Origin of the sequence: Bradyrhizobium sp. (assembly GCF_030693485.1) — a bacterium.
In the GTDB taxonomy this organism is placed as follows: domain Bacteria; phylum Pseudomonadota; class Alphaproteobacteria; order Rhizobiales; family Xanthobacteraceae; genus Bradyrhizobium.
Window position 1 is genome coordinate 18,226 of record NZ_JAUYAN010000139.1, and the last position, 26,431, is coordinate 44,656.

Sequence of the window (26,431 nt, forward strand, 5' to 3'; positions counted from 1 at the left end):
GCGTGCCAGATGGTTCGAGACGCGCACCGGACCGCGCTGGCGCGCCGCCCGGATGCGCTCCTCACCATGAGGGAGCGGCGAGTTCGCAGGGACGACGATGGGGTCGTATGCAATAACTCCCGTTGACCGCATATCTCGCGCCCGGCACGGTGGCCGCATTTCCTGCCGGTAATTATCCCCCATGTTCACGCTCGCTTCGCTCTGGATTCCCTTCACCATCATTGCCGCGCTGGGACAGGTGGCGCGCAATGCGATGCAGCGGCAGTTGACCGGGCCGCTCGGCACCTGGGGCGCCACCAATATCCGCTTCCTGTTCGGCTTTCCGTTCTCGATCCTGTTCTTCATCGTCGTGATCTTCGCGACCGGCGATGCCGTGCCGTGGCCGCCGGCGGGGTTCTGGCCGTGGCTGTTGCTCGGCGCGCTGAGCCAGATCGCCGCCACCGCCCTGATGCTGCTGGCGATGAACGACCGTTCCTTCGTGGTGACGACGGCGTACATCAAGACCGAGGCGATCCAGACCGCGATCTTCGGCTTCGTCTTTCTCGGCGATCATCTGACCGTGCTGAAGGTGATCGCGATCGTGATCGCCACCGTCGGCGTGGTCATCACCGCGCTGCGGCCGGGCGGCGAAAAGGGTTTTGCCGAACTGAAGCCGACCATCATCGGGCTGGTCGCGGCGGCCTTCTTCGCGCTGTCGGCGATCGGCTTTCGCGGCGCCATCATCGCGGTGCCCGGCGTATCGTTCGTGACGGCGGCGACCTTCACGCTGGTCTGTGGGCTGTTCGTGCAGACCCTGGTGCTGACGATATATCTGCTGGCGCGGGCGCCCGACGTTCTGCGAAAGATATTCGGCCTCTGGAAGCCCTCGATGCTGGCGGGCTTCATGGGCGCGTTCGCCTCGCAATTCTGGTTCCTGGCCTTCGCTCTGACCGCCGCCGCCAACGTCCGCACGCTGGCACTGGTCGAGGTGCTGTTCGCGCAGGCGGTGTCGTATTATTCGTTCAAGCAGGCGCTCTCGGCGCGCGAACTCTCCGGCATCGTGCTGATCGTGATCGGGGTGGCGATGTTGATCGCGGTGTGACGGTCTTCACCCTCCCCCTCCAGGGGAGGGTAAGAAGCGAAGCCTCGTGCATTCGCGAAAAGCTCAGTTCCGGTCGTCCGGCAGCACCGGCAGGGCCGACACCTCGACGCCTTCGTCGATCAGCGAGCGGGCTTCCTCCGGCGAGGCTTCGCCGTAGATCGGGCGGTGCTCGATATCGCCATAATGCATCTTCCGCGCTTCGTTGGGGAAGCGCTCGCCGACATTGTCGGCGTTCCTGACGATATGGTCGCGCAATTCCTTCAGCTTGGCACGCAGCTCGCGCTCCTGCGCCATCAGCAGCGGAGTCGATCCCGGCGTGGTGACCTCGGCGGGCTGCGCCGGCACGGCAACATCGTTGCCATGGCTATCGCTGCGTTGGCTGTCGCGGCCCTTCTTGCCGACGATCCGCGGCGCCATGATCGCGCGCTCGACCTTGGCCGAACCGCATAGCGGGCAGTTCACCAGCTTGCGCTTTTCCTGGCTCTCATAGGCCGACGAACTCTGGAACCAGCTTTCGAAAGTATGGCCGCGGTCGCAATGCAGGCTGTAGCGGATCATGACGATCCCCGCACCAGATGCAGATGCTCGGGACCGGCCTTGGCGTCGGCGACGCTGAAGCGCCGCCCATGCTGCAGCGACGGCACGGTTTTGCGCGCGGTCTCGACCAGGCCGGGATCGATCTTCGCCATGACAATGCCGGTCTCGCTGCCCGAGCCCTCGGCGAGGATCTCGCCCCAGGGGGCGATGATCAGCGAATGGCCATAGCTCTGGCGCTTGCTCTCATGGGTGCCGGCCTGCGCCGCGGCAAAGACGAAGCAGCCGTTCTCGATGGCGCGGGCGCGCAGCAGCGTATGCCAGTGCGCCTCGCCGGTCCGCACCGTGAAGGCGGACGGCGCGGTCAGGAACGATGCGCCGCTTTCGGCCAGCGCCCGGTACAGCGCCGGAAAGCGCATGTCGTAGCAGATGGTGAGACCGATGCGGCCCCATGGCAGGTCGGAGATCACGGCCGTCTCGCCCGGCTGGTAATTGGCGGATTCGCGATAGCTTTCGCCGCCGGGCAGGTCGATGTCGAACATGTGGATCTTGTCGTAGCTCGCCAGCACCATGCCGTCCGGCCCGATCAGGAACGAGCGGTTGACGGCCTTCTCGGGCGAGAAGCGCAGCGCCAGCGAACCGATATGGAGATAAATCTTGAGCTCTTGCGCGAGCGCGCGATAAGCCTTGAGCGAAAGGTCGTCTTCTTCCGTGGCGAGATGTTCGAACAGCGCCTTGCGGTTGGACTGGATCATGTTGCTGACCTCGGGGGTCTGCACATATTCAGCGCCTTCAGCGGCCGCCTGCCGGATCAGTTTGCTGCCCTGCTCGAGATTCGGCTCGGGCAACAGCCCGCTGCACATCTGCACCATTGCAGCGGTGAAGGTTGGCTCGGTGCTCATCAACTGGCCTTCTCGCCCGCGAGCAGGGAATCGAGCTTGCCCGCGCGGTCGAGGGCGTAAAGCTCGTCGCAACCACCGACATGACTATCGCCGATCCAGATCTGCGGAAACGTCGCGCCCATGCCGGCGCGATCCCACATCTGCTGGCGAAGCGTCGGATCGGTGGCGACATCGTGTTCCGTGAACGCGGCTTTTTTGCGCGTCAGCAGCGATTTGGCGGCGGTGCAATAGCCGCAGCCCGGACGGGTATAGATTTCAATGGCAGCGGTCATGTCGCGCGCGCTCTGTTGTTGGAAGTATCTGATTATATGGGAGCTTTGAAGCTGTCCACAACCCGGGCGAACACCAGCACGTCGACTGACGCAGCTTTGGCGCGCAATAGCGCGCGCGCGCAGGCATCCGTGGTGGCCCCCGACGTCAGGACGTCGTCGATCAGCACCACGCGGCGGCCCTGGATATCGGCGGCGCGGTCACGCGCGACCTTGAAGGCGCCCTGCACGTTGCTGGCGCGCTGCGGCCGCGACAGCCCGATCTGCTGCTGGGTCGGCCGCACCCGCCGCAGCGCCTCGGAAGCCAGTTTGACGCCGGTCTGCCGTTCGATCACCCGCGCCAGCGCACCGGACTGGTTGTAGCGGCGGCTCCAGCCGCGCCGCCAGTGCAGCGGCACCGGAACCAGCAAATCGGCGTCGGCGAGCAACTCGCGTCCGGCCCGCGCCATCCAGCGGCCCATGGCGGGGGCCAGGTCGGTGCGGTCCTGGTATTTCAGCGCGTGCACCAGCGTGCGCGCGACATCGTCATAACGCACCGCGGCGCGGGCCCGCGCATAGGCCGGCGGATTGGCGATCGCCTCCATCGACAACAGGTCCGGGCCGGGATCGTAGACGAAGGGAATGCCGAGCCGCGGGCAATAAGGCGGCGCGATGAACGACAATTTGGCCCAGCATTGCGCGCAGACCCCTTCGCCGTCGACCGGCTCGCGGCAGGCCACGCACAGCGTCGGCAGCGCGATGTCGAGCGCAAGCTTCGATGCTTGCGCCCATGCGCCATGCGCGCGCCGGAAGGCGCCGCGCAGATGGCCGACGATGGAACGGGACGGTGATGCCTGGGCGTCCATGGATCAAGGCTAACGTTGGCGCTATCGACTCTCAAGTTACAATGTCGGCAGCGTGCCCCGGATGCAGCGCAGCGCACCGGACGATGCTTCGCATTGCCGGGAGAGCGCTGCAGCGCGTCCGGGACACGAGATTGCCATTGACCCGCCGACCGTCGTACCACCCCGCTATGACCTCGAGCCCGACCGCAGCCCCCCTCCTGTTCGACCGCGCCTTGCTGCGGGCGCGGCAGTCGCGCGCGGCTGAATTGGGCGCAGCGACATTCCTGCTCGATCGCGTTGCCGACGACATGGCGGAGCGGCTGCATGCGGTGCTGCGGGAGTTCAGGACGGCGGCCGATATCGGCACCGCGGGCGAGCAGGTCCGCAAGCTCCTGGCCGCTCGCGTCGGTTCGCTCGCATCGATCGCAATACCTGATGCCGAAAGCAGCGGACTCGGACTGGCGCCTGACACCCTCGACCTCGCGGTGTCCGCTTTGGCGCTGCAATTCGTCAACGATCTGCCGGGCGTGCTGGCGCAGATCCGCCGCGCGCTGAAGCCGGACGGGCTGCTGCTGGCAGCGATGATCGGCGGCGACACGCTGACCGAGCTGCGGCAATGTTTTGCGTCAGCGGAAGCCGAATGCGAAGGCGGCGTGTCGCCACGGGTGGCGCCATCCGCCGACCTGCGCGAGATCGGCGCGCTGCTGCAGCGGGTGGGTTTTGCCTTGCCGGTCACCGACGTCGACCGTGTCGTGGTGCGCTACGACAGCGCGTTCGCGTTGATGGCCGATTTGAGACGGATGGGCGCCACCAATGTCCTGGTCGAGCGGCGCCGCACGCCGACCCGCCGCGCCACGCTGCTGCGGATGGCACAGCTCTATAGCGAACGCTTCGCCGATCCCGATGGTCGCATCCGCGCCACCTTCGACATCATCTGGCTGTCCGGCTGGGCCCCGCATGCGAGCCAGCAGCAGCCGCTGAAGCCGGGTTCGGCGAAAGCCAGCCTGGCGGAGGCGGTGAAGCGGCTTGCGCCCGAATGATCCGCCGCGGCGCGGAATGAGGTATCAAAATACCTTCAATCCTACTGTACATGGGGTTGTTTTCGAGATTTTTGTCCAGCCCCGCCGGAGAGACGCTTTGCCGGGTCACATCAGCAGGTCGATCAGATGCGGGATCAGCGGAATGTCCGCCGGCGGCATCTTGTAGTCGCGCAGTCTGTTGGCGCGGACCCAGGCCAGTTGCTGGCCCTCGCGCGCGATCACCTCGCCGTCCCAGCGCCGGCAGATGTAGAGCGGCATCAGGAGATGAAAATCATCATAGGCGTGGCTGGCGAAGGTCAGCGGCGCGAGGCAGTCCGCCTTCACGGTGATGCCGATCTCCTCATGCAGTTCCCGGATCAGCGTCTGTTCCGGCCGCTCGCCGCGCTCGAGCTTGCCGCCGGGAAACTCCCACAGGCCCGCCAGCGCCTTGCCTGGCGGACGCTGGGCGATCAGCACGCGCTTGTCGGCATCGACCAGCGCGCAGGCGACCACGAGGGTGAGCTTGATGTCGGTCATGCGCGGCGAATGCTTCCCGAAAGCCGGTTGCGGCGATTTGCCGAACGTTCCGGAGGGCTTCATTAACCAGCAATGTGCTTACCGCCAACCTGTTTGTTTGCCTCGCTTTTGCGCGATCGGGATAAGCCGACCTTAATGCGCCGCCGCTAGCTTCCGCGGGAATTTCAACCGGTCAGGCATCGCTCATGCGCAAGCTCCCTGGTGCAATCGCCCGCTTTCGCGGCGACAGGTCCGGCAATATCGCGGTGATCTTTGCGCTGGCGCTGGTGCCGGTGCTGTCGGCGCTCGGCTGCGCGATCGACTACAGCCGGGCCACCAAGGTCAAAAGCAAACTGCAGGCGGCGATCGATGCCGCCAGCGTCGGATCGGTCGCCCGCAAATCGCCGGGCTTCCTAGCCGCGGGTGCGATGACCACCGACGGCCCGATACCGGTCGGCGTGACCGACGCGAAGTCCATCTTCGACGGCAACATGTCGGGGGTGGCCGGCTATACGCTCAACTCCGTGACGCCCACCGTGTCCAAGACCGGCATGGTCATCACCTCGAACGTGACATTCTCGGCCGAGGTCGACACGATGTTTCTCGGCGTCATGAACAAGAGCAAGATGACGGTCACCGGCAGTTCGACTTCCGTCTCCAAGATGCCGCAATACATCGATTTCTATCTGTTGCTCGACAATTCGCCCTCGATGGGAGTGGGCGCGACCCCTACCGATGTGGCAACGATGGTCGCTAATACCTCGGACAAGTGCGCTTTCGCCTGTCACGACGTCGCCAACTCCAACAACTACTACAACCTCGCCAAGACCCTCGGCGTAAAGATGCGGGTCGATGTGCTGCGCACGGCGACCCAGCAATTGATGGACACCGCGGCGGCCACGCAGACCTATACGAGCCAGTTCCGGATGGCGATCTACGATTTCGGCGCGTCGGTAAGCACGGCCGGATTGCGGAGTTTGTTTGCGCTGTCGTCGTCACTGAGCAGCGCGAAGACCGCCGCCGGCAACATCGACCTGATGACCGCCAATGGTCACGGCGAATATCAGGGCACCCGATACACCACATTATTTCCCGCGATCAACAGCGTGATCAGCAGCCCGGGAACCGGCACCTCCTCAGCGCCGCTGAAATACCTGTTCTTCGTTTCGGACGGCGTTGCCGACGAAAACAACAGCGCCTGCCTCAAACCAAAGACGGGTTCGCGATGCCAGTCGCCGATCAATCCGGCACTCTGCACGGTGCTGAAGGATCGCGGCATCAAGATCGCGGTACTGTACACCACCTATCTCGATCTGCCGACCAACTCCTGGTACAATAGCTGGATCAAGCCGTTCAATACCGGGCCGTACAACCCCGCCTCGGTGAACAGCGAGATCGCGAAGAAGATGGAGGCGTGCGCGTCACCGGGCTTCTACTTCGAGGTCAACCCGACCCAGGGCATTTCGGAGGCGATGAACGCACTGTTCCAGAAAGCCGTCTCCGACGCCCGCATCGCGAGCTAGCGCAGGCGAGCCGCGCCTTACGACCGGTAGTCGCCGTTGATCGCGACATATTCCTTGGTGAGATCGCAGGTCAGCACGCGGTCGCGGCCCTTGCCGAGGCCGAGTGCTATCCTGATCTGGATCTTCGGATTCTTCATCGCCGCGGACACTTCCGCCTCGTCATAGGACGGGTCGCGCGCGCCGCTTTTGGCGACTCGGATGCCGTTGAACGAGATCGACAGCCTGTCGCGGTTGGCGGGTTCGCCGGCCTTGCCGACCGCCATCACCACGCGGCCCCAATTGGCGTCCTCGCCGGCGATCGCGGTTTTCACCAGCGGCGAATTCGCCACCGACATCGCGATTTTTCGCGCGGATTTCTTCGTCGTCGCGCCATCGACGATGATCTCGACCAGCTTGCGCGCGCCTTCGCCGTCGCGGGCGACCTGTTCGGCGAGATCGGCCAGCACCGCGCGAAAAGCCTTGGCAAACGCCTTCAGGCGCGGGTCGCTGGCCCGGCTGATCCTCGGCGCGCCATCAGCCGCGGCCGCGCCGGTGGCGAAGGCCAGCAAGGTATCGGACGTCGAGGTGTCGCCGTCGATGGTGACGGCGTTGAAGGTGTCCTCGACACCGCTCTTGAGCAGCGCCTGCAGCGCCCCGGCGCTGAGCGGCGCGTCGGTGAACACGAAGGCCAGCATGGTTGCCATGTCGGGCGCGATCATGCCGGCGCCCTTGGCCATACCGTTGATGGTCACCTTCGCCTTGCCGAGCTTTACCGTGGCGGTGGCGACCTTCGGAAAGGTGTCGGTCGTCATGATGGCTTTGGCCGCGTTCATCCAGTCGTCCGGCACGGCGGCCTGCGCCAGCGTGCCGAGCACGCCGTCGAATTTGCGGGCGTCGAGCGGTTCGCCGATCACGCCGGTCGAGGCGAGAAATATTTCGTTTGAACTGCATCCAACGGCCTTGGCGGCGATCGAAGCGGTCAGCGTGGTGGCCTGCCGCCCGGTCTTGCCGGTGAAGGCGTTGGCGTTGCCGGAGTTCACCACCAGCGCGCGGGCAACCCCGCGGCCGAGCCTGGCCCGGCACCATTCCACCGGCGCCGACGGGCACTTCGATCGGGTGAAGACGCCGGCAACTGACGTGCCCTTGTCCATCACCGCCAGCAGCACGTCGGTGCGGCCCTTGTAGCGGATCCCCGCGGCAGCGGTCGCAAGCCTGACGCCCGCGATCGCGGGCATCTCGGGGACATCGGTCGGGGCGAGGGGGGAGACGGCGGTGGACATGAGGGCTTCCGGCTATGAGGCGATGCTCTGCATCACCGACATCGTTGCGGCGGGAGAGGCGCTTACCCTCCCCTGGGAGGGGGAGGGTCGGCTCACATGGAGCGTAGCGAAATGTGAGACGGGGTGGGGTGATGTCTCAACCGGGGCACCGCCGGAAACGATAGACCGTCACCCCACCCCGACCGCTACGCGGTCGACCCTCCCCCTCCAGGGGAGGGTGAAGGGCTTACTTCTTCGCCGGGGGCGCCATCTTGGAGTCCGCGGGCTTGGCCGTATCCGGCTTGGCTTCGGTCTTGGCGGCCTCTTCGGGCTTGTCGAGGCGTTCGACCTTGGCGGCTTCGCGCAGCTTTGCGACGTAATCGGCCTGCGCCTTGCGGGTCACATAGGTCTCGATCTGGGCCTTGACCTGTTCAAACGCCGGGGCCTGCCGGTTTCGCTTTTCCTCGACCTTGATGATGTGCCAGCCGAACTGCGACTTGACGGGATCGGATATCTTGCCGGGTTCCAGCGTGAAGGCGACGGCGGAGAATTCCGGCACCATCTGGTCCTTGGTGAAGAAACCGAGATCGCCGCCGTCGGAGGCGCCGGGATCCTTGGATTTCTTCTTGGCGAGGTCGGCAAAGTCGGTGCCCTTCTTCAGCTCGGCGGCGATCGCCTTGGCGTCGTCCTCGGACTCCACCAGGATATGGCGGGCGTGAACTTCCGCCTCGCCGGTGATCTGCTTGGAGGCGTCCTCATAGACCTTCTTCATGGCCTCGTCGGTGGTCGCGGACTTGCCCTCGGTCGCCAGCAGGCTGTCCATCAAGAGCCGGTTGCGGGTAAACGCCAGCCGCTTCTTGAAATCCTCGTTGTTTTCGACCTTCTTGTCCTCGGCGGCCTTGGCGACGATCTTCATGTCGATCAGGAACGCCAGCACGTTCTCCCGCTTGGTCGATGGGTCCATCTGCGCGAGACTCGGTCCGAGTTCCTCCTCGGCCAGCGTGAGGTCGCTCTGGCGGATCTCTGCGCCGTTGACCTTGGCGAGCACCGGGTTGGCGTCCTGCGCCCGTACCGGCAGGGCGGCCAGCAGCACCATGGCGAGCGCGCCGGTCACGGCGGCGGAGGCGACGCTGAGACGCAGGCCGGGTTTCGTTTCCGGGAACGGAGCGGTCATGGAAAATCCTTATCTTGAAAGCTGGGGGCTGTTCGGGGCCGCGGGACACTCGCCCAATCGGCCACCCTTGGCAACGCGAAAAGGGTGTCAGAATGATGAAATCCTTGAGAGTTAGCGCCGTTGACAAGGCTCTAGCACAGCCATATCTCTGCAAAACCGGGTCAATGGCAAAAGCGCGTATTTGGCTGCGTTTTCGGCCATTGAACCTTGGATAGCTGAATTCCCACTCATTGGGCGGATGCTCCCCGGATTGGCGTCCGCGCCGCGATGCGTCACGATGAGTTGATAGGCACCCCCGGTGGACCATTTCACGGCGGCAACGCCGAACGATACAGACAGGAATTTGGCATGATCGGCGCGCTCGCCCGCAAGTTTTTCGGCTCTCCCAACGATCGCCGGGTCAAGGGATATCAGGCCCGCGTCAATGCCATCAACGCGCTGGAGCCCGAGGTCGCAGCCCTCTCCGACGAGGCGCTGAAAGCCCGAACCCCCGAGTTCCGCGCCCAGCTCGCCGCCGGCAAGACCCTTGACGACATCCTGGTTCCCGCCTTTGCCACCGTGCGCGAGGCGGCCAAGCGCACGCTCGGCCAGCGCCATTTCGACGTGCAGCTGATCGGCGGCATGGTGCTGCACGAGGGCGACATCGCCGAGATGAAGACCGGCGAAGGCAAGACCCTGGTCGCGACGCTCGCGGTCTACCTCAACGCACTGGCCGGCAACGGCGTCCATGTCGTCACCGTCAACGACTACCTCGCCAAGCGCGACTCCGAATGGATGGGGCAGGTCTACGGCTTCCTCGGCCTCACCGTCGGCGTGATCGTGCATGGCCTCGATGACGGCGACCGCAAGAATTCCTACGCCTGCGACATCACCTACGGGACCAACAACGAGTACGGCTTCGACTATCTGCGCGACAACATGAAGTACCGGCTCGAGGACATGGTCCAGCGCGGCCACACCTACGCCATCGTCGACGAAGTCGACTCCATCCTGATCGACGAGGCGCGCACGCCGCTGATCATTTCCGGCCCGCTCGACGACCGTTCGGAATTCTACAACACCATCGACACCTTCCTGCCGAAGCTCGACAAGGCCACCGACTTCGAGGTCGACGAGAAGCAGCGCACGGTGACGCTGACCGAAGCCGGCATGGAAAAGATCGAGACCCTGCTGCGCGAGGCCGGTCAGCTCAAGGGCGAGTCGCTCTACGACGTCGAGAACGTCTCGGTGGTGCACCACATCAACCAGGCGCTGCGCGCGCATTCGCTGTTCCAGCGCGACAAGGATTACATCGTCCGCGACGATGAGGTCATCATCATCGACGAGTTCACCGGGCGCATGATGCAGGGCCGCCGCTATTCCGAAGGTCTGCACCAGGCGCTGGAAGCCAAGGAGCACGTCCAGGTCCAGCCGGAAAACCAGACGCTGGCCTCGATCACGTTCCAGAATTACTTCCGGATGTACGCCAAGCTCGCCGGCATGACCGGTACGGCGCTGACCGAAGCCGACGAACTGTTCGACATCTACAAGCTCGAGGTCGTGGAAATCCCGACCAACGTGCAGGTGGCCCGCCTCGACGAGGACGACGAGGTCTACCGCACCCAGAACGAGAAATACGCCGCGATCCTGGCCGAGGTGGAGCGCGCCAATTCGCGGCTGCAGCCGGTGCTGGTCGGCACCGCCTCGATCGAGAAGTCCGAAGTGCTGGCCGACTACCTGAAAAGCCACGGCTACAAGCAGCTCGACTTCGAAAGCCCGAAGTCGATGCAGAAACTGTACGACGCCGCCCGCGCCGGAAAACCGGCAAAACTGTTCGCGGTGCTGAACGCGCGCTTCCACGAGCAGGAAGCCTATATCGTCGCCGAGGCCGGCGTGCCCGGCGCGATCACGATCGCGACCAACATGGCCGGCCGCGGCACCGACATCAAGCTCGGCGGTTCGCTGGAAATGCGGATCCTGCAAGAGACCGCCGATATTGCCGATGAGGCCGAGAAGGCCAGGAAGATCGAGCAGATCAAGGCCGACGTCGAGCGTTTCCGCGAGATCGTGCTGAAGGCCGAGGACGTCGTCGAGATCGAGCCCGCCAAGGGCTCGAAGCCGGCCAAGACCGTGACAAAACCCGGCGGGCTCTACATCATCGGCTCCGAGCGCCATGAATCGCGGCGCATCGACAACCAGCTGCGCGGCCGCTCCGGACGTCAGGGCGATCCCGGACGCTCGAAGTTCTTCCTGTCGCTGGAAGACGACCTGATGCGGATCTTCGGTTCCGACCGGCTCGACAGCATGCTGACGCGGCTCGGCCTGAAAGAGGGCGAGGCCATCATCCATCCCTGGATCAACAAGGCGCTGGAGAAGGCGCAGCAGAAGGTCGAAGCCCGCAACTTCGACATCCGCAAGAACCTGCTGAAGTTCGACAACGTCCAGAACGACCAGCGCAAGGTGATCTTCGAGCAGCGCGTCGAGCTGATGAAGAGCGAGAGCGTGGCCGATATGGTCGCGGACATGCGCCGCGATTTCGTCGACGACGTCGTCGCCAAGCACGTGCCCGAGCACGCCTATGCCGAGCAGTGGGATGTCGTTGGCCTCAAGGAAGAACTGAAGCGGGTGCTCGACATCGACCTGCCGGTCGACGAATGGGCCAAGGAAGAGGGCATCGCCGACGAGGAATTGCTGACCCGCATCGAGCAGCGCGTCGACGAGCACATGGCCGCGAAAGTGGGGCAATGGGGCCCCGACGTGATGCGTTACGTCGAGAAGACCATCCTGCTGCAGACGCTGGATCATCTGTGGCGCGAGCATCTGGTGATGCTCGATCACCTGCGTCAGGTGATCGGCCTGCGCGGCTACGGCCAGCGCGATCCGCTGCAGGAATACAAGTCGGAAGCCTTCGCCCTGTATGAGGCGATGACCGCGCATCTGCGCGAAGCGGTGACGGCGCAGCTGATGCGCGTCGAGATCGTGCCGCCGGACGAGCAGCCGCCGCTGCCGGTGATGGAAGCGCACAAGATCGATCCCACTACCGGTGAGGATGAAATGGCGTTCGCCAGCGCCTCGCTGGTGCCGGCCGCCGCCGCCGACCGCGACCCGAACAACCCCGCGACCTGGGGCAAGATCGGCCGCAACGAGGATTGCCCCTGCGGAAGCGGCAAGAAGTACAAGCACTGCCATGGCAAGTATGGCTGAGGCGGACGCTTCGTAGTTCGTAATTCGCAGGGTGGGCAAAGGCGCGCTTTTGCGCCGTGCCCACCATCCTGCGACGATGTGCAGGCATGACAATGGTGGGCACGGCGCGAGAGCGCCTTTGTCCACCCTGCGGCTCTATGCGTGATTGCCTACTTCGCCGCCGAGAAGCGGCTCTCGAATGAGTTCGCCGGCACGATCGGCTGCGAACCGGCGACCATGGGGGCGGGCGCCGGTGTATCCGACAGCGACGGCTTCAGTGCCGGCCTGGTGTCGACCGGCTTCGGCGCGGCGGCGACCTTCGGCACCGATGCTTCCGGGCGCGGCGGCTCGGTGCGTTTGGTCTCGATCACTTTCGGCTTCACGGGTGCCGCGGCCGGAGCGGACGCCGGCTTGGTGGTCGCGGTGGTTTCCGCGCCGCCGATGCCGACCTTGCGGGCCAGGTTGGAGAAGAACCCGTCGGATTTTTCCGGCGGCGCCGCGGACGCTACGCGGGTTGCGGGGGCCGGCGCGGGGGCGGCCTGAGCCGCCATGGAGGCGGCCAGCGGCTCATCGGGCGATGACACGGATCCGCGCGGCGGGATGACGTGGGCCGGAATGGTGCCGGGCGCGCGGGAAATGGCTGCCAGCGACAGGCCCTGGCCGGTGCCGCCCTCGGACAGGCCGGTCGAGGCCTCGGGCAGCTTGGCGGCAAACACCCGGTGCATGCCGCCGTCGATGCCGGTATTCATCCGCGCGACCGGTGTTCCCTTCGAAATCAGCCTGGCGGTCTCGATCTGATCCTGCCGCTGCTTTTCCTGCACGGCGTCGGCGATGTCTTCCGGGATCGCGTAGACAGGACATTTGGCCGACGCATCGAACACCGGATCGCGCTTGGCATCCGGCGCCTTGATGGCGTCGAATACGTATTTCTTCTCGCAGAAATCGACCTTCGGCTCCTGCCGCGTCACCTCGAAATGATCCCAGCCCTGCTTGATCATTTTCCAGAACGGCATGTTCGGGTTGTTGCGATGTTTCGCCATGTTGACCGGCGTCATCTTGAACGGATAGGCCTGCAGCTGGAACGCGCGCTGGCCGCCGAAGAAGGACTCCCGCCCCAGCGAATAGATTTCCGCGATCTGTTCGTCGGTCATGGCGTAGCAGCCGCGCGACGAGCAGTCGCCATGCACCATCAGTTGCGAGCCGGTGCGACCGAGCGCCTTGTCGAAGGCGTTGGGGTAACCGGTGTTGAACGACAGGTAGAACGACGATTGCGGGTTCATCTGCGCCGGGCTGATCGAATAGAAGCCTTCCGGGGCCTGGCGGTCGCCTTCCTTGACCTTGGGTCCGAGGTCTCCCGACCAGCGGCAGATCGGATAGGTCTTCAGCAGCGCAAAGCGGCCGGTGCGGTCCTGCTTCCAGATTTCGAGTTCGGCTTCCTGCTTGAAGATCCGGACCAGCATCGGCGATTGCAGGTCCATGTCCTTCGCCGTCATGTCGGCGATCAGCTTGGGCGGGACCGGCTGGTTGGCCTTGGCGTTATTCGCCAGCGAGATCTGGTCGCTGTTGCAGCCGGCCAGCACCGCACCGGCCGCGAGCGCGGCCGAGGTGATGAGCGCGCGAACCAGCGGGCGATAAATCAATGCAGAACTCCACACCCCAAGGACAATCTTGAGCGCGACCCAATCGCAAAAACGGGCGATTTCAATCGCAACTTTCGCACCCCAAACATGGCGTCCACGCCCTGAAGCCATTGACTAAAATACTACCCTTTGGGCCACTTGGTCGCAAGCCAATGGCGGCCTCGCGACGGGCACCCCGTCAGGCATGGTCAACAGAGGTTAAATATCGGTGTCCGGGCCTAATTGGGGCGAAAATGGCCGATTCTCAAAAAAAGCCTCGCTTTAACGATTGGACCCAGCCTTCTTACCCTCCCTGGGGGAGGGTAAATCAGGCCAGCTTGCGGCCGATATCGAGGAACTTCTGCCGGCGCTGCTTGCGAATCATGTCGGGGTCGAGATTGCGCAGATCGTTGAGGGCCTGCTCGATGGCGTCGCCGGTGGTCGCGATCATGGCGGAGGGATCGCGATGGGCGCCGCCGGCGGGTTCCTTCAGGATCGAGTCGATCACCCCGAAGCGCAGCATGTCCTGCGCCGTGATCTTCATGCTGGTGGCGGCTTCCTGCGCCTTGGTGCCGTCGCGCCACAGGATCGAGGACGCCGCCTCCGGCGAGATCACGCTGTAGATGGCGTGTTCGAACATCAGCACGCGGTTGGCCGTCGTGATCGCGATGGCGCCGCCCGACATGCCCTCGCCGGTGATGATCGCGACATTGGGGACGCCCAGCGACAGGCAGGCGTCCGTGGAGCGCGCGATCGCCTCGGCCTGACCGCGCTCCTCGGCGCCGATGCCGGGATAGGCGCCGGCGGAATCGACCAGCGTCAGTACGGGAATGCCGAACCGGTCGGCCATCTCCATCAGCCGGACCGCCTTGCGGTAGCCCTCCGGGCGCGCCATGCCGAAATTATGCTTGATGCGGGATTCGGTGGTGGCGCCCTTTTCCTGGCCGATCACGCAGATGCTTTCGCCGCGGAAGCGGCCGAACCCGCCCACCAGCGCTTCGTCCTCGCCGAACTTGCGGTCGCCCGCGAGCGGGGTGAATTCGGAAATCAGCGCGTTGATGAAATCGGTCAGATGCGGGCGCTGATGGTGACGCGCCACCAGCGTCTTCTGCCACGGCGTCAGGTTGGCATAGAGTTCAGCCAGGGCCTGCGCGGCCTTCTCCTCGATCCGCGAAATTTCTTCGCCGATGTCGCTGCCGGTGGCGGCCAGCGCGCGCAGTTCATCGACCTTGGAGTCGAGTTCGGCGACGGGCTTTTCAAAATCGAGATAGGTGCTGCGCATGTGATCCGGCATCTGGACAATATAGGGACGAAGCGGCGTGGACGCGAAGCGGTTTCCGGGTTGCGTGGAGAAGGCACGCAGTTTCAATCATTTAGCGTGCGGTTCGGGCAAATCGGGGTCCCGTTTCGGGCGCGAGGGGTCGCGGGCGGGAGGGCTGTTTCGGGGGAGAAGGCGCCGAAGTCAAGGCGGCAAAGTAAACCGCTACTTCTCCGCCAGCGGATGCAGGTCGCGGACCAGGCTCTTCAACCGCTCCTCCACCACATGGGTGTAGATCTGGGTGGTCGAGATGTCGGTGTGGCCGAGCAGCGTCTGCACGATGCGCAGGTCGGCGCCGTTGTGCAGCAGATGGCTCGCAAACGCATGACGCAGCACATGCGGAGAGACCAGCCGCGGCGCCAGCCCGGCCGCCGCCGCGAGATCTTTCAGGTCGCGGGCAAAATGCTGCCGCGTCAGATGCCCGCTCTCGCCGAATGAGGGGAACAGCCATTTCGAGTTGGCGGCGTTTTTCTTCTTCTCGGTTTTCAGCGCATCCGTGGCGGCGAGATAGTCCGCCATCGCTTGCCGCGACGCCTCGTTCAGCGGCACCAGCCGCTCCTTGTCGCCCTTGCCGCGCACCACGATCATTCTGATATCGCGCTGCGCCGCCGAGCGCGGCAGCGCCACCAGTTCCGATACCCGCAGGCCGGTGGCGTACAGCACCTCCAGCAGGCAATGCAGCCGCAGCGCGCGAAGCCGCTGCAGCGCAGAGGCTTCCGGCGCTTGCGTGAGTTCCCTGGCGCGCGTCAGCATCCGGTCCACGTCGGATATCGACAGCACCTTGGGCAGGCCGCGGCCGCGCTTCGGGCCGGACAGGATGGCGGCAGGATCGTCGCTGCGGATCCGCTCGTTGAGCAGGAATCGAAACAGATGCCGCAGCGCCGACAGCCGGCGCGCCACGGTGGTGGACTTGAAGCCGCGCGAATCGAGGTCGGCGAGATAGTCGCGCAGCGCCTCGGTTTCGACGTCGGCAAAGCCCTTGTCGCTGCCGGCCAGGAACCCCTGGAAATCCGTGAGATCGCCGCGGTAGGCGTCGAGCGTATTGTCGCCGGCGCCCTGTTCGGCGGCGAGCATGTCGAGGAACAGGTTGATCAGCCTGGCATCTGAGGTTTTGGAGCGCATCCGCCCACCCTAGCGCCTATTTCTTGAGGAACCTGTCCTGGGGAATGGTGACGGTCATTTCCCGCGGCTTCGGATTGACGAAATTTGCCAGCGAGAAAACCACGCCATAGACGATTCCGCCGAGCACAGCGACGACCGTCAGAAAGCGGAACAGGCTGGGCATCAGGGAGCCTCAGGCGGCGAATTAACCATTGAAATCATCGGGGGCCTGACTACCAACATGTTCGCCCCTCCGTTGCAAGAGTCTCTGGCAACGGGATCGGCGGGGGTAGTATAGGTGGCGCGGAACCCCGCGATCCGCGGCGAAATGAGCAATTCGATGCCCGATACAGCCACACCGGCCGGCGCCGGCGCATCCCAGGAGGCCGAAATCATTTCGGCGCTGGGAATGCGCTCCGTCGTGCTGGTCGGCATGATGGGGGCCGGCAAGTCCACCATCGGACGGCGGCTGTCGGCGCGGCTGCATCTGCCGTTCCTCGACGCCGATACCGAAATCGAGGCGGCCGCCGGGATGTCGATCCCCGATATCTTCGAAACCCATGGCGAACCGCATTTCCGCGATGGCGAGGCGAGGGTGATCGCGCGGCTGCTCGACGGCGGTCCCGCCGTGATCGCCACCGGCGGCGGCGCCTTCATGCGCGAGGAAACCCGCAACCGCATCCGCGACAAGGCCGTCTCGCTCTGGCTCAAGGCCGATGCCGAGATCATCATGAAGCGCGTCAAGCGCCGCGCCGATCGCCCGCTGCTGCAGACCGCCGATCCGGCTGCGACCGTCGGGCGGCTGATCGAGGAGCGCGAGCCGGTGTATCAGCGCGCCGATCTGACGATCTGGTCGCGCGACGTGCCGCACGAACGAATCGTCGACGAGTGTCTCGATGCCCTGCATGCCTGGTTGTGCGGCGACGGGTCCAGGCAGACCCCCAACGCATTGAGTGCCACACCATGACCGCGCCGCTGAAGCATTCCGATTCCGTCATCGTCGACGTCGCGCTCGGCGACCGCACCTATGACATCGTCATCGGCCGCGATGTGCTGCAATCCCTCGGAAAGCGCGTTGCGGCGTTGCGGCCCGGCGCGCGCACCGCGATCGTGACGGATCGCACGGTCGCACAACACTGGCTCGGGCAAACCGAGGCCTCGCTGTCGGATGCCGGCATCGCCTCGTCGCGGATCGTGGTTGACGAGGGCGAGGGTTCGAAAACCTATGCCGGCCTCGCCCAGGTCTCGGAGGCGCTGATCGCGGCGAAGATCGAGCGCAGCGATCTGGTGATCGCGCTGGGTGGCGGCGTGGTCGGCGACCTCGCCGGCTTCGCGGCGGCGATCCTGCGCCGCGGCGTGGATTTCGTGCAGGTGCCGACCTCGCTGCTGGCGCAGGTCGATTCCTCCGTCGGCGGCAAGACCGGGATCAATTCGCCGCAGGGCAAGAATCTGCTCGGCGCGTTTCACCAGCCGGTGCTGGTGGTCGCCGACACCGCGGTGCTCGACACGCTGTCGCCGCGCCAGTTCCGCTCCGGCTATGCCGAGGTCGCCAAATACGGCGTGCTCGGCGACGAAGCCTTCTTCGCCTGGCTGGAGGCCAATCACACCGATATTTTCAGGGGCGGCGCGGCGCGCGAACATGCCATCGCCACGTCATGCCGCGCCAAGGCCGCGATCGTGGCGCGCGACGAACGCGAGAACGGCGAACGCGCGCTGCTCAATCTCGGCCATACGTTCGGGCATGCGCTGGAGGCCGCGACCGGTTTCTCCGACCGGCTGTTCCACGGCGAGGGCGTTGCCGTCGGCATGGTGCTGGCGGCGGAGTTTTCCGCCCGGCTCGGCATGATTCCGGAATCGGCGGCGGCGCGCGTCGAACATCACCTTGCCCAAGTGGGCCTGCCGACCCGTTTGCAGGACATCGCGGGATTCGCCCAGGAGGGCCTTGCCGATGCCGACGCGCTGATGACGCTGATGGCGCAGGACAAGAAGATCAAGCGCGGACGCCTCACTTTCATCCTGCTGGAGGCGGTCGGTCGCGCCGTGATTGCCAACGACGTCGAGCCTGCGCGGGTTCGCGAATTTCTGGCCGAAAGACTCGCGCACAAATCGTGATACCAGCCGACCGTATCGAAGCTGACACCGGCCTCACAGGACCGCAATGACCGAGTCGATCTTCAATCTGCTGATCGCCATCTTCCTGCTCGCAGCCAACGCATTCTATGTGGCGGCGGAGTTCGCGCTGGTGAAGAGCCGGGGCTTTCGCATCAACGCGATGGTGGAGCAGAATCGCTTTGGCGCGCGCCTGCTGCAGCAAATGATGGCGAATATCGAGGCCTACCTCGCCTGTTGCCAGCTCGGCATCACGATGGCCTCGCTCGGCCTCGGCTGGGTGGGCGAACCGACGGTGGCGACATTGCTGGAGCCGGTGCTGCTTCCGTTCGGGATGTCCGATTCGGCGCGCCATTTTACATCCTTCATGGTCGGTTTCCTGGTGTTCTCCTCGCTGCATATCGTGATCGGGGAACAGGTGCCGAAGACCCTGGCCATTCGCGAACCGGTGCCGGTCTCGCAATGGATCGCCTATCCGCTCTATGTCTCGTTCCTCGTGTTCTACCCCCTGAACTGGCTGCTCAATGCGGCGTCCCGCGGGATCCTGCGGATGCTGGGCGTCAAGGAGAGTTCGCAGCATGAGATCCTCACCGACGTCGAGATCAGGGGACTGGTGGAGATGTCGGCCGAACATGGCGAGATGGAGCAGGGCGAGGCGGAATACATCCAGAACGTTTTCCGCTTTGGCGAGCTGCAGGTGTCCGACGTGATGGTTCATCGCACCGAAATGGTGATGCTCAACGCCGACCTTCCGCCCGAGGAACTGGTGCGCGACGTGCTGGCCACCGAATACACGCGAATTCCGCTGTGGCGCGACAAGCCGGAGAATATCATCGGCGTGCTGCACGCCAAGGATCTGCTGCGCGCGATTCGTGCCGCCGACGGCGATACCACGAGGATCGATGTCGCGGCCATCGCGCTGCCGCCATGGTTCGTGCCGGAGATGCGCCCGGTCGCCGATCAGCTGAAAGCCTTCCGCCGCCGCAAGACCCACTTCGCGCTGGTGGTCGACGAATACGGCGAAGTCGAAGGCATGGTGACGCTGGAGGACATTCTGGAGGAAATCGTCGGCGACATTTCCGACGAGCACGATGTCGTGGTGGCCGGGGTCCGCGCCCAGCCCGACGGCTCGGTGGTGGTCGACGGCTCGGTGCCGATCCGCGATCTCAACCGCGCGATGAACTGGCACCTGCCCGATGAAGAAGCGACCACCGTCGCCGGCCTCGTGATTCACGAGGCGCGTTCGATCCCGGAGCGCGGCCAGAGTTTTACCTTCCACGGTTTCCGCTTCCGCGTGCTGCGCCGGGAGCGCAACCGGATCACGGCGCTGCGCATCGTCCCGGTGCCGCGCGAAGCCGAGCTCGAGGAGAGGAAGCCGAAGCGGGCAGGCACCTCGTTCTAGTTTTCTCGCCCTCCGGGGAGGGTGTGAAATTTCAGCGCACGTATCGGAGCGCCGCGGCGAGTAGTCCTTCGGGCGCATCGGCTGATGTATCAAGAATCAGCCGCGCGTCGGCCCAGTCTTCGTATTCGGCCCGTCGTTCCAGCACCCGGGCCCATGTCACCTCGCGCATGCCGGTGATATTGCGAATCCGCGCCTCGATCCGCTGACGGTGGACTGCTTCATCCATACAGACGCATTCGATGATCTTCAGATCGGCGCGGTATTTCCCGGCAAGATGTCGCCAAGCCGCGCGTGGCGCCTCGACCGCGTTGACGGCGTCGGCAATGACGGAATGTCCAAGTCGCAGGTGTTCGTCCGCCAGCGCGACCGCGACGTCATAGGCGGCGATGCCGGTCGATTGCTCGGCAAATCCGCTTCGCCACATCGCGGCCTCGATCGGATCGACCGAAAAGACAGGAATCGACAGGGTGCGGGAGAGGCCCCCCGCCAGCGTGCTCTTTCCGGAACCGGGTAGGCCGGACAAGACGATGAGCTGCATGGTCGTTGGCCCCATCGAATCCCGCGAAGCGGATCTAGGCGCTCCCGGCTTCTCCCGGAGCCTGCGCCTTGATCGCCAGCGCATGCACCGTATCGGCGAGTTCCGCTGCCAGAACCGTATTAATCATGCGGTGGCGCTCGATCCGGCTCTTCCCTTCGAACGCTGGCGACACGATATAGACCCTGAAATGCGTCTCGCCGCCCGGTCTGTGGCCGGCGTGGCCCTCATGCAGATGTGATTCGTCCGTGACGTCGAGGCTTTCCGGCGCGAAAGCTTCGCGCAACTTGTTCGTGATATGGTCCTTGGTCTTCATGGCCGGGCAATACGTCCGTAGCCGCGTTTCGTCAATGGCGCGTCAAGAGAGCGAGGTATTCGCAATGTCAAGACTTGAAGCTTTTCGCATTGCGTTGTCATAGTCAGCCATGCCGATTGATTCATCCAAATTCTTCGACAGCATTCGCATCAAGCCCAACAAGCTGAGCGCGAAACAGCAGGCGGCCGCGCGCGAAGAATCCGCCATGTGCGAATGGCCGGAGTGCAAGCACAAGGGCCCGCACCGCGCCCCCAAGGGCCGCGAGAACTCGAAAGAGTACTGGCACTTCTGTCTCAACCACGTCCGCGAATACAACCAGGGCTACAACTTCTTCCAGGGCATGAACGCCGATGCCGTCGCGCGCTATCAGAAGGATGCGCTGACCGGCCACCGTCCGACCTGGAAGATGGGCGCCAATGGCGGCAAGAAGGGCAAGGCCGGCGCCGAGGCCGATATCGACGCCGCCTCCGACCCGTTCAGCATGTTCTCGGAACTCAACGGCCGTGGTCGCTGGCGGCCGGGTCCCGGCGGCGCCGCCGGCGAGACCAAGGTCGAGACAAGGAAGATCTTCAACGCCGAGCGCAAGGCGCTGCAGGTGATGGGGCTCGGCTCCGAAGCGACGCTGGAAACCGTCAAGGCGAAATACAAGGCGCTGGTCAAGCAGCACCATCCCGACGCCAATGGCGGCGACCGCTCCACAGAGGATCGCCTGATCGAAATCATCAAGGCATATAATTATCTCAAGACGGTGGTGCGCGGCGTTTAAGCTTCCGGATGATCCAGGCGGCCACTGAGGCGACCAGCGCGCCGCCGATCACCGTCACGATCCAGTAATGCTTGCCGATCCCGCTGTGATGCGGAATGCCGGTGTATTCATGCAGCGCGGATACCGCCAGCACCCCCGGCAGTACATGGACGGCCGCCCACAGCAGGATCGCCGGGATGTTGATGGCGTAAAAGCGCGGCGGCGGCATGCCGAGCGCGCCCGCCGTGACCGGCACGAAGGCGCGGATCGGCGGCACGAAGCGCGCGAACAGCACCGCCAGCGTGCCCCAGCGATGAAAGAACGCCTCGCTCCGGGCGATCAGGCGCGGGTAACTCGACAGCGGCCAGGCGCTCAGGATTTTGCGCTGGGCGCGATGGCCGATCCAGAACGCCATTCCATCGCCCAGCATCGCGCCTGATATCGCGGCCGCCAGCACCGGCCCGAGCCCCAGTTCACCCCCGGGCACCAGCGCGCTCAGCGCCAGGATGATGGTGGAGCCCGGAATCACGGCGCCCAGGACGGGAATGGCCTCCAGCAAAGCGGCGAGGAACAGCGCGAGATAGGCAAGCCAGGGATGCGCCGAGATCAACACAATCCATGGATCGAGGAAGGAGGCCACGAAATACCTGCAAATACCCGCGCGATTGTGGGCCGGCCTGGGGTGCGGGCCCAGTATAACGGATGGCAAGGCGGCAAAAGCCGCCGTTTCCGGCCCGCGCCCACATTCGCGGATGAAAGTACGGCGTGATTCGCAGGGCAGCCTTCCAAAAACCGAGGTCAACGCCTATCTTGATGATAACGCAGCGGAACTTTGATTGAGTGGCGGGCTTCTGCCGGCCGTTGCTCTCTGATAGGTTCCTTCAAGCACCCATCCGCAGCCATTCAACAAATCTGGTTTCGGGAGCGTCCGAGACCTCGGAGGATTGATGACGACCGCCGCCATGACCAAAGTGCAAGCGCCCGCAGGTATGCCCGACATGAAGGTGTCGGTTCGTCAGGTATTCGGGATCGACAGTGACCTCGAGGTTCCCGCCTATTCCGAAGTCGACCCGCATGTGCCCGATGTCGATTCGGATTACCGCTTCGACCGCGCCACTACGCTCGCCATTCTCGCCGGCTTCGCCAAGAACCGCCGCGTCATGGTCACCGGCTATCACGGCACCGGCAAGTCGACTCATATCGAGCAGGTCGCGGCCCGGCTGAACTGGCCGTGTGTGCGCGTCAATCTCGACAGCCACATCAGCCGTATCGATCTGGTCGGCAAGGATTCGATCGTGGTGCGTGACGGAAAGCAGGTCACCGAATTCCGCGACGGCATTCTGCCCTGGGCGCTGCAGCACAATATCGCGCTGGTGTTCGACGAATACGACGCCGGCCGTCCCGACGTGATGTTCGTGATCCAGCGTGTGCTGGAAGTCTCCGGCCGCCTGACGCTGCTCGACCAGAACAAGGTGATCAAGCCGCACCCGGCGTTCCGGCTGTTCTCGACCGCCAACACGGTCGGCCTCGGCGATACCTCGGGCCTCTATCACGGCACCCAGCAGATCAACCAGGGCCAGATGGACCGCTGGTCGATCGTCACCTCGCTGAACTATCTGGCGCATGACGAGGAAGTCGAGATCGTGCTGGCCAAGGCGCATCACTACCGCAACCCGGAAGGCCGCGACATCGTCAACAAGATGGTGCGGCTGGCCGACCTCACCCGAAACGCGTTCGCCAATGGCGACCTGTCGACGGTGATGAGCCCGCGCACGGTGATCACCTGGGCGGAAAATGCCGAGATTTTCGGTGACATCGGCTTTTCGTTCCGTGTCACCTTCCTCAACAAGTGCGACGAACTGGAGCGGCCGCTGGTCGCCGAATTCTATCAGCGCTGCTTCAATGCGGAACTGGCGGAATCCGCGGTGAATGTCGCGCTTTCATAGTCGTCTGCTCGCTGTCGTCCCCGCGAAAGCGGGGACCCATATGCCGCGGCGGTTCAATAGAATGTTGGTGCTCGGTAACGCGAAATAACAGCCGCCGGTGGTTATGGGTCCCTGCTTTCGCAGGGACGGCGGGCGGTGAAGGTGGCAATGACGACGTCGAACTCAAAGTTCCGAACCGGATCGAAGGAAGCGCCGACCGAGCCGTTCAAGCGCGCGGTGACGTCGTGTTTGCGCGCGATTGCGAAAGCACCGGAACTGGAAGTGACGTTCGCCGCCGAACGCCCGGGCCTTGCGCCCGGCAAGGCGCGGCTGCCCGAGCCGGCGCGTAAAATGACGAAACGCGATGCCGCGATCGTGCGCGGCCATGCCGATTCGATCGCGCTGAAGCTTGCCTGCCACGATCCGAAAGTGCACCGCAAGCTGATGCCGGGCAATCCGCAGGCGCGCGGCGTGTTCGAGGCGGTCGAGCAGGCGCGGGTCGAGGCGATCGGCGCGCGGCGGATGGCCGGCGTCGCCAAAAATCTCTCCGCAATGCTCGACGATCATTTCCACCGCGGCAAGTTCGACGAAATCACCGACCGCGCCGATGCGCCGCTGTCGGATGCGCTGGCGATGCTGGTGCGCGAACGGCTGACCGGCCTGGCGCCGCCCGCCGCCGCCCGCAAGATGGTCGACCTCTGGCGTCCGGTGCTGGAAGACAAGATCGGCGCGCGGCTTGACCAGCTCAGCCGCGTCACCGAGGACCAGGCCAAGTTCGGCGACGTGGTGCATGATCTGTTGTCGGCGCTCGAACTCGGCGACGACCGCAACGCCGATTCCGACGACGACGAAAACCAGGACGAAAACCGCGACGGCGAGAACGACCAGTCCGGCGCCGAGGGCTCGCCCGATAGCGATGCGGCGCAGGAAATGAGCGCCGACCAGGCCCAGGCCTCCACCGACGAGATGTCGGAGAGCGCGATGGAAAGCGCGCAGGCCTCCACGTCTGATACGTTCGACGACGGCGAACTCGGCGACGACGAGACGCCGGGCGAGGCGACGCGGCCGAATTCGAAGAGCGGCAACGAGCCCCGCGGTCCGGAATATCACGCCTTCGCGCCGAAATTCGACGAGGTGATCGCGGCCGAGGATCTCTGCGACCATGACGAGCTGGAGCGCCTGCGCAGCTATCTCGACAAGCAGCTCGCGCATCTGCAGGGCATCGTGGCGCGGTTGGCCAACCGGCTGCAGCGCCGCCTGATGGCGCAGCAGAACCGCGCCTGGGACTTCGACCTCGAGGAGGGCGTGCTCGATCCGGCGCGGCTGTCGCGCGTGGTGACCGATCCCTATCATCCGCTGTCGTTCATGAGCGAGAAGGAAGCGACCTTCCGCGATACCGTGGTGACGCTGCTCTTGGACAATTCCGGCTCGATGCGCGGCCGTCCCATCACGGTGGCGGCGACCTGCGCCGATATTCTGGCGCGCACGCTGGAACGCTGCGGCGTCAAGGTGGAAATTCTCGGCTTTACCACGCGAGCGTGGAAGGGCGGGCAGTCGCGCGAGGCGTGGCTGGCGGCCGGCAAGCCGGCCAATCCCGGCCGCCTCAACGATCTCAGGCACATCATCTACAAATCCGCCGATGCGCCGTGGCGGCGCGCGCGCAAGAATTTGGGCCTGATGATGCGCGAGGGACTGCTGAAGGAAAACATCGACGGCGAGGCGCTGGACTGGGCGCACAAGCGGCTGCTCGGCCGCTCCGAGCAGCGCAAGATCCTGATGATGATTTCCGACGGCGCGCCGGTCGACGATTCCACGCTGTCGGTCAATCCCGGCAACTACCTGGAGCGCCATCTGCGCCACATCATCGAGGAAATCGAGACCCGCTCCCCGGTGGAACTGATCGCGATCGGCATTGGCCATGACGTCACGCGCTATTATCGCCGCGCCGTCACCATCGTCGATGCCGAGGAACTCGGCGGCGCCATCACCGAGAAGCTCGCCGAACTGTTCAGCGAGACCAACGGGGCGGCGCCCAAGTCCGGCCGCCGGCGCCGACTGCATTCGTAACCACATGCCCACACATCTCAGCCGCCGCCGCTTTCTGAAGTTGACGGCGGCGGGGATTTCGGGCGCGGCGATCCCCGGCGCCGCCCAGGCGCAGAAGCCGGCCGTGCCGGACGAATTCACCGTCGCGGCCCCCGTTACGATCGAGGTCAACGCCCGGCCGATTCCTTCGTTCGATACCAGCGACCGCTCGCGCGTCCGCTTCGGCGCGCTGGAGTATCGCAGCGGGCTGATCCTGACCTCTCGGTTTCGCGGTTTCGGCGGGCTGTCGGGATTTCGGCTCGATCCGAAGGGCGAACGCTTCATCGCCGTCAGCGACCGCGGCAGCTGGTTCACCGGCCGCATCGTCTATCGGGCTCGCGAGATGACCGGGCTCGATGAGGTCGAGGCCGCGCCCCTGCTCGGGCCCGACGGCCGGCCGATCACCGCGCGCGGCTGGTACGATTCCGAATCGCTCGCGCTCGATGGCACGCTGGTTTATGTCGGCATCGAACGGGTGCACCGGATCCTGCGCTATGATTTTTCCAGGGGATTTACCCGGGCGCGCGGTGAGGAAGTTCCGCTGCCGCCGGCGGCGCGCAAATTGCCCGGCAACAAGGGGCTGGAAGCGCTGATGGTGGTGCCGAAGGGCTTTGCGCTGGCGGGCACGCTGATCGCGCTCTCCGAACGCGGGCTCGATGCCGACGGCAACATCGTCGCGTTCCTGATCGGCGGCAAGACGCCGGGCCAGTTCAGCCTGCGCCGCACCGACAAATACGAGGTCAGCGACGGAGTGCTGCTGCCTTCCGGCGACCTGCTGGTGCTGGAGCGCAAATTCTCCTGGCTCTCCGGCATCGGCATCCGGATCCGTCGCCTGCAGCTCAAATCGCTGGCGCCGGGCGCCCTGGTCGACGGCCCCGCGGTCTTCGAGGCGGATCTCGGCCACGAGGTCGACAACATGGAAGCGATCGACGCCCACGTCACGCCGGAGGGCGACACCGTGCTGACGCTGGTCTCCGACGACAATTTCTCGATGGTCCAGCGCAATCTGATCCTGCAGTTCACGCTGATGGAGT

Annotated in this window: 25 protein-coding genes; 11 read left to right on the top strand and 14 right to left on the bottom strand. The window is 64.7% G+C overall.

Annotation, left to right across the window (positions count from 1 at the left end; translation table 11 throughout):
- The first annotated feature begins 181 nt into the window (after positions 1-181).
- Positions 182-1,081, top strand: coding sequence for a DMT family transporter (locus Q8N40_RS10265; protein WP_305711739.1), 900 nt, complete (start codon positions 182-184; stop codon positions 1,079-1,081).
- Positions 1,082-1,144: 63 nt separating this feature from the next.
- On the opposite strand, the gene Q8N40_RS10270 is transcribed toward Q8N40_RS10265, so the two are convergent.
- Genes Q8N40_RS10270 through Q8N40_RS10285 form a run of 4 tightly spaced genes read right to left on the bottom strand, consistent with a single transcriptional unit; the run spans position 1,145 to position 3,631 of the window.
- Complete coding sequence (locus Q8N40_RS10270; protein WP_305711740.1) at positions 1,145-1,639, bottom strand: DUF1178 family protein; 495 nt, start codon at positions 1,637-1,639, stop codon at positions 1,145-1,147.
- Positions 1,636-2,517, bottom strand: coding sequence for a carbon-nitrogen hydrolase family protein (locus tag Q8N40_RS10275; RefSeq protein ID WP_305318089.1), 882 nt, complete (start codon positions 2,515-2,517; stop codon positions 1,636-1,638). Before Q8N40_RS10275 ends, Q8N40_RS10270 begins: the two co-directional genes overlap by 4 nt.
- On the bottom strand, positions 2,517-2,789 hold the full coding sequence (grxC, locus tag Q8N40_RS10280; protein WP_305318090.1) for a glutaredoxin 3: 273 nt from the start codon (positions 2,787-2,789) through the stop codon (positions 2,517-2,519). The genes Q8N40_RS10275 and grxC overlap by 1 nt, the downstream gene beginning before the upstream one ends.
- Before the next feature lie 32 nt (positions 2,790-2,821).
- Positions 2,822-3,631 carry a ComF family protein gene (locus tag Q8N40_RS10285; RefSeq protein WP_305711741.1) on the bottom strand — a complete coding sequence of 270 codons (810 nt, stop codon included), beginning with the start codon at positions 3,629-3,631 and terminating at the stop codon, positions 2,822-2,824.
- Positions 3,632-3,798: 167 nt separating this feature from the next.
- On the opposite strand from Q8N40_RS10285, the gene Q8N40_RS10290 reads away from it, so the two are divergent.
- Positions 3,799-4,650 carry a methyltransferase domain-containing protein gene (locus tag Q8N40_RS10290; RefSeq protein ID WP_305711742.1) on the top strand — a complete coding sequence of 284 codons (852 nt, stop codon included), beginning with the start codon at positions 3,799-3,801 and terminating at the stop codon, positions 4,648-4,650.
- Positions 4,651-4,755: 105 nt separating this feature from the next.
- On the opposite strand, the gene mutT is transcribed toward Q8N40_RS10290, so the two are convergent.
- Positions 4,756-5,166, bottom strand: coding sequence for an 8-oxo-dGTP diphosphatase MutT (mutT, locus tag Q8N40_RS10295; protein WP_305319512.1), 411 nt, complete (start codon positions 5,164-5,166; stop codon positions 4,756-4,758).
- A gap of 185 nt (positions 5,167-5,351) precedes the next feature.
- Here mutT and Q8N40_RS10300 point away from each other — a divergent pair, with 185 nt between their 5' ends.
- Complete coding sequence (locus tag Q8N40_RS10300; RefSeq protein ID WP_305711743.1) at positions 5,352-6,668, top strand: TadE/TadG family type IV pilus assembly protein; 1,317 nt, start codon at positions 5,352-5,354, stop codon at positions 6,666-6,668.
- A 17-nt stretch (positions 6,669-6,685) separates the two neighbouring features.
- Here Q8N40_RS10300 and argJ read toward each other — a convergent pair whose 3' ends face one another.
- Complete coding sequence (argJ, locus tag Q8N40_RS10305) at positions 6,686-7,927, bottom strand: bifunctional glutamate N-acetyltransferase/amino-acid acetyltransferase ArgJ (protein WP_305319511.1); 1,242 nt, start codon at positions 7,925-7,927, stop codon at positions 6,686-6,688.
- A gap of 226 nt (positions 7,928-8,153) precedes the next feature.
- Positions 8,154-9,080 (bottom strand): peptidylprolyl isomerase, encoded by a 927-nt coding sequence (locus Q8N40_RS10310; protein WP_305711744.1) that lies wholly within the window; start codon positions 9,078-9,080, stop codon positions 8,154-8,156.
- Positions 9,081-9,428: 348 nt separating this feature from the next.
- Between Q8N40_RS10310 and secA the strand changes: the two genes are divergently transcribed.
- Positions 9,429-12,263, top strand: a complete 2,835-nt coding sequence (gene secA / locus Q8N40_RS10315) for a preprotein translocase subunit SecA (RefSeq protein WP_305711745.1) — start codon at positions 9,429-9,431, stop codon at positions 12,261-12,263.
- Positions 12,264-12,412: 149 nt separating this feature from the next.
- Here secA and Q8N40_RS10320 read toward each other — a convergent pair whose 3' ends face one another.
- The 4 genes from Q8N40_RS10320 to Q8N40_RS10335 all read right to left on the bottom strand — a co-directional run bounded on the left by Q8N40_RS10320 (position 12,413) and on the right by Q8N40_RS10335 (position 16,464).
- Positions 12,413-13,882, bottom strand: a complete 1,470-nt coding sequence (locus Q8N40_RS10320) for a L,D-transpeptidase family protein (RefSeq protein ID WP_305711746.1) — start codon at positions 13,880-13,882, stop codon at positions 12,413-12,415.
- A gap of 307 nt (positions 13,883-14,189) precedes the next feature.
- Complete coding sequence (locus Q8N40_RS10325; RefSeq protein ID WP_305711747.1) at positions 14,190-15,155, bottom strand: acetyl-CoA carboxylase carboxyltransferase subunit alpha; 966 nt, start codon at positions 15,153-15,155, stop codon at positions 14,190-14,192.
- Positions 15,156-15,344: 189 nt separating this feature from the next.
- Positions 15,345-16,301, bottom strand: a complete 957-nt coding sequence (gene xerD / locus Q8N40_RS10330; RefSeq protein ID WP_305321111.1) for a site-specific tyrosine recombinase XerD — start codon at positions 16,299-16,301, stop codon at positions 15,345-15,347.
- A gap of 16 nt (positions 16,302-16,317) precedes the next feature.
- Positions 16,318-16,464 carry a histidine kinase gene (locus Q8N40_RS10335; protein WP_305321110.1) on the bottom strand — a complete coding sequence of 49 codons (147 nt, stop codon included), beginning with the start codon at positions 16,462-16,464 and terminating at the stop codon, positions 16,318-16,320.
- A gap of 156 nt (positions 16,465-16,620) precedes the next feature.
- On the opposite strand from Q8N40_RS10335, the gene Q8N40_RS10340 reads away from it, so the two are divergent.
- From Q8N40_RS10340 to Q8N40_RS10350, 3 genes are read left to right on the top strand one after another with little or no spacing between them, the layout of a single operon-like run.
- Positions 16,621-17,247, top strand: a complete 627-nt coding sequence (locus Q8N40_RS10340; RefSeq protein ID WP_305321109.1) for a shikimate kinase — start codon at positions 16,621-16,623, stop codon at positions 17,245-17,247.
- Entirely contained in the window at positions 17,244-18,392 is a 1,149-nt protein-coding gene (gene aroB / locus Q8N40_RS10345) for a 3-dehydroquinate synthase (protein ID WP_305711748.1), read from the top strand. The genes Q8N40_RS10340 and aroB overlap by 4 nt, the downstream gene beginning before the upstream one ends.
- A 46-nt stretch (positions 18,393-18,438) precedes the next feature.
- Complete coding sequence (locus tag Q8N40_RS10350) at positions 18,439-19,791, top strand: hemolysin family protein (RefSeq protein WP_305317962.1); 1,353 nt, start codon at positions 18,439-18,441, stop codon at positions 19,789-19,791.
- 31 nt (positions 19,792-19,822) lie between these two features.
- Here the strand turns inward: Q8N40_RS10350 and Q8N40_RS10355 are convergent, their stop codons facing one another.
- Positions 19,823-20,329: an AAA family ATPase gene (locus Q8N40_RS10355; RefSeq protein ID WP_305711749.1), complete on the bottom strand. Its 507-nt coding sequence runs from the start codon at positions 20,327-20,329 to the stop codon at positions 19,823-19,825.
- A 34-nt stretch (positions 20,330-20,363) separates the two neighbouring features.
- A complete protein-coding gene (locus tag Q8N40_RS10360; protein WP_305711750.1) occupies positions 20,364-20,642 on the bottom strand; it encodes a BolA family transcriptional regulator in 279 nt (92 codons plus the stop codon).
- 109 nt (positions 20,643-20,751) lie between these two features.
- Between Q8N40_RS10360 and Q8N40_RS10365 the strand changes: the two genes are divergently transcribed.
- Positions 20,752-21,408, top strand: a complete 657-nt coding sequence (locus tag Q8N40_RS10365) for a J domain-containing protein (protein WP_305317964.1) — start codon at positions 20,752-20,754, stop codon at positions 21,406-21,408.
- Here the strand turns inward: Q8N40_RS10365 and Q8N40_RS10370 are convergent.
- Positions 21,383-22,027 (bottom strand): DedA family protein, encoded by a 645-nt coding sequence (locus tag Q8N40_RS10370; RefSeq protein WP_305711751.1) that lies wholly within the window; start codon positions 22,025-22,027, stop codon positions 21,383-21,385. The genes Q8N40_RS10365 and Q8N40_RS10370 overlap by 26 nt on opposite strands.
- Positions 22,028-22,334: 307 nt before the next feature.
- Here Q8N40_RS10370 and cobS point away from each other — a divergent pair, with 307 nt between their 5' ends.
- From cobS to Q8N40_RS10385, 3 genes are all read left to right on the top strand, one after another.
- On the top strand, positions 22,335-23,333 hold the full coding sequence (gene cobS, locus Q8N40_RS10375; protein ID WP_371135662.1) for a cobaltochelatase subunit CobS: 999 nt from the start codon (positions 22,335-22,337) through the stop codon (positions 23,331-23,333).
- Between the two features lie 147 nt (positions 23,334-23,480).
- Complete coding sequence (cobT, locus tag Q8N40_RS10380; RefSeq protein ID WP_305711752.1) at positions 23,481-25,379, top strand: cobaltochelatase subunit CobT; 1,899 nt, start codon at positions 23,481-23,483, stop codon at positions 25,377-25,379.
- 4 nt (positions 25,380-25,383) lie between these two features.
- Positions 25,384-26,431 (top strand): esterase-like activity of phytase family protein (locus Q8N40_RS10385; RefSeq protein ID WP_305711753.1); only part of this gene is annotated, 1,048 nt, incomplete at its 3' end.

Excerpts from the sequence above, each read along its gene's own strand:
- Q8N40_RS10265 (WP_305711739.1), top strand. The coding sequence starts at position 182 with ATGTTCACGCTCGCTTCGCTCTGGATTCCCTTCACCATCATTGCCGCG.
- Q8N40_RS10270 (WP_305711740.1), bottom strand. The coding sequence starts at position 1,639 with ATGATCCGCTACAGCCTGCATTGCGACCGCGGCCATACTTTCGAAAGC.
- Q8N40_RS10275 (WP_305318089.1), bottom strand. The coding sequence starts at position 2,517 with ATGAGCACCGAGCCAACCTTCACCGCTGCAATGGTGCAGATGTGCAGC.
- grxC (WP_305318090.1), bottom strand. The coding sequence starts at position 2,789 with ATGACCGCTGCCATTGAAATCTATACCCGTCCGGGCTGCGGCTATTGC.
- Q8N40_RS10285 (WP_305711741.1), bottom strand. The coding sequence starts at position 3,631 with ATGGACGCCCAGGCATCACCGTCCCGTTCCATCGTCGGCCATCTGCGC.
- Q8N40_RS10290 (WP_305711742.1), top strand. The coding sequence starts at position 3,799 with ATGACCTCGAGCCCGACCGCAGCCCCCCTCCTGTTCGACCGCGCCTTG.
- mutT (WP_305319512.1), bottom strand. The coding sequence starts at position 5,166 with ATGACCGACATCAAGCTCACCCTCGTGGTCGCCTGCGCGCTGGTCGAT.
- Q8N40_RS10300 (WP_305711743.1), top strand. The coding sequence starts at position 5,352 with ATGCGCAAGCTCCCTGGTGCAATCGCCCGCTTTCGCGGCGACAGGTCC.
- argJ (WP_305319511.1), bottom strand. The coding sequence starts at position 7,927 with ATGTCCACCGCCGTCTCCCCCCTCGCCCCGACCGATGTCCCCGAGATG.
- Q8N40_RS10310 (WP_305711744.1), bottom strand. The coding sequence starts at position 9,080 with ATGACCGCTCCGTTCCCGGAAACGAAACCCGGCCTGCGTCTCAGCGTC.
- secA (WP_305711745.1), top strand. The coding sequence starts at position 9,429 with ATGATCGGCGCGCTCGCCCGCAAGTTTTTCGGCTCTCCCAACGATCGC.
- Q8N40_RS10325 (WP_305711747.1), bottom strand. The coding sequence starts at position 15,155 with ATGCCGGATCACATGCGCAGCACCTATCTCGATTTTGAAAAGCCCGTC.
- xerD (WP_305321111.1), bottom strand. The coding sequence starts at position 16,301 with ATGCGCTCCAAAACCTCAGATGCCAGGCTGATCAACCTGTTCCTCGAC.
- Q8N40_RS10335 (WP_305321110.1), bottom strand. The coding sequence starts at position 16,464 with ATGCCCAGCCTGTTCCGCTTTCTGACGGTCGTCGCTGTGCTCGGCGGA.
- Q8N40_RS10340 (WP_305321109.1), top strand. The coding sequence starts at position 16,621 with ATGCCCGATACAGCCACACCGGCCGGCGCCGGCGCATCCCAGGAGGCC.
- aroB (WP_305711748.1), top strand. The coding sequence starts at position 17,244 with ATGACCGCGCCGCTGAAGCATTCCGATTCCGTCATCGTCGACGTCGCG.
- Q8N40_RS10350 (WP_305317962.1), top strand. The coding sequence starts at position 18,439 with ATGACCGAGTCGATCTTCAATCTGCTGATCGCCATCTTCCTGCTCGCA.
- Q8N40_RS10355 (WP_305711749.1), bottom strand. The coding sequence starts at position 20,329 with ATGCAGCTCATCGTCTTGTCCGGCCTACCCGGTTCCGGAAAGAGCACG.
- Q8N40_RS10360 (WP_305711750.1), bottom strand. The coding sequence starts at position 20,642 with ATGAAGACCAAGGACCATATCACGAACAAGTTGCGCGAAGCTTTCGCG.
- Q8N40_RS10365 (WP_305317964.1), top strand. The coding sequence starts at position 20,752 with ATGCCGATTGATTCATCCAAATTCTTCGACAGCATTCGCATCAAGCCC.
- cobS (WP_371135662.1), top strand. The coding sequence starts at position 22,335 with ATGACGACCGCCGCCATGACCAAAGTGCAAGCGCCCGCAGGTATGCCC.
- cobT (WP_305711752.1), top strand. The coding sequence starts at position 23,481 with ATGACGACGTCGAACTCAAAGTTCCGAACCGGATCGAAGGAAGCGCCG.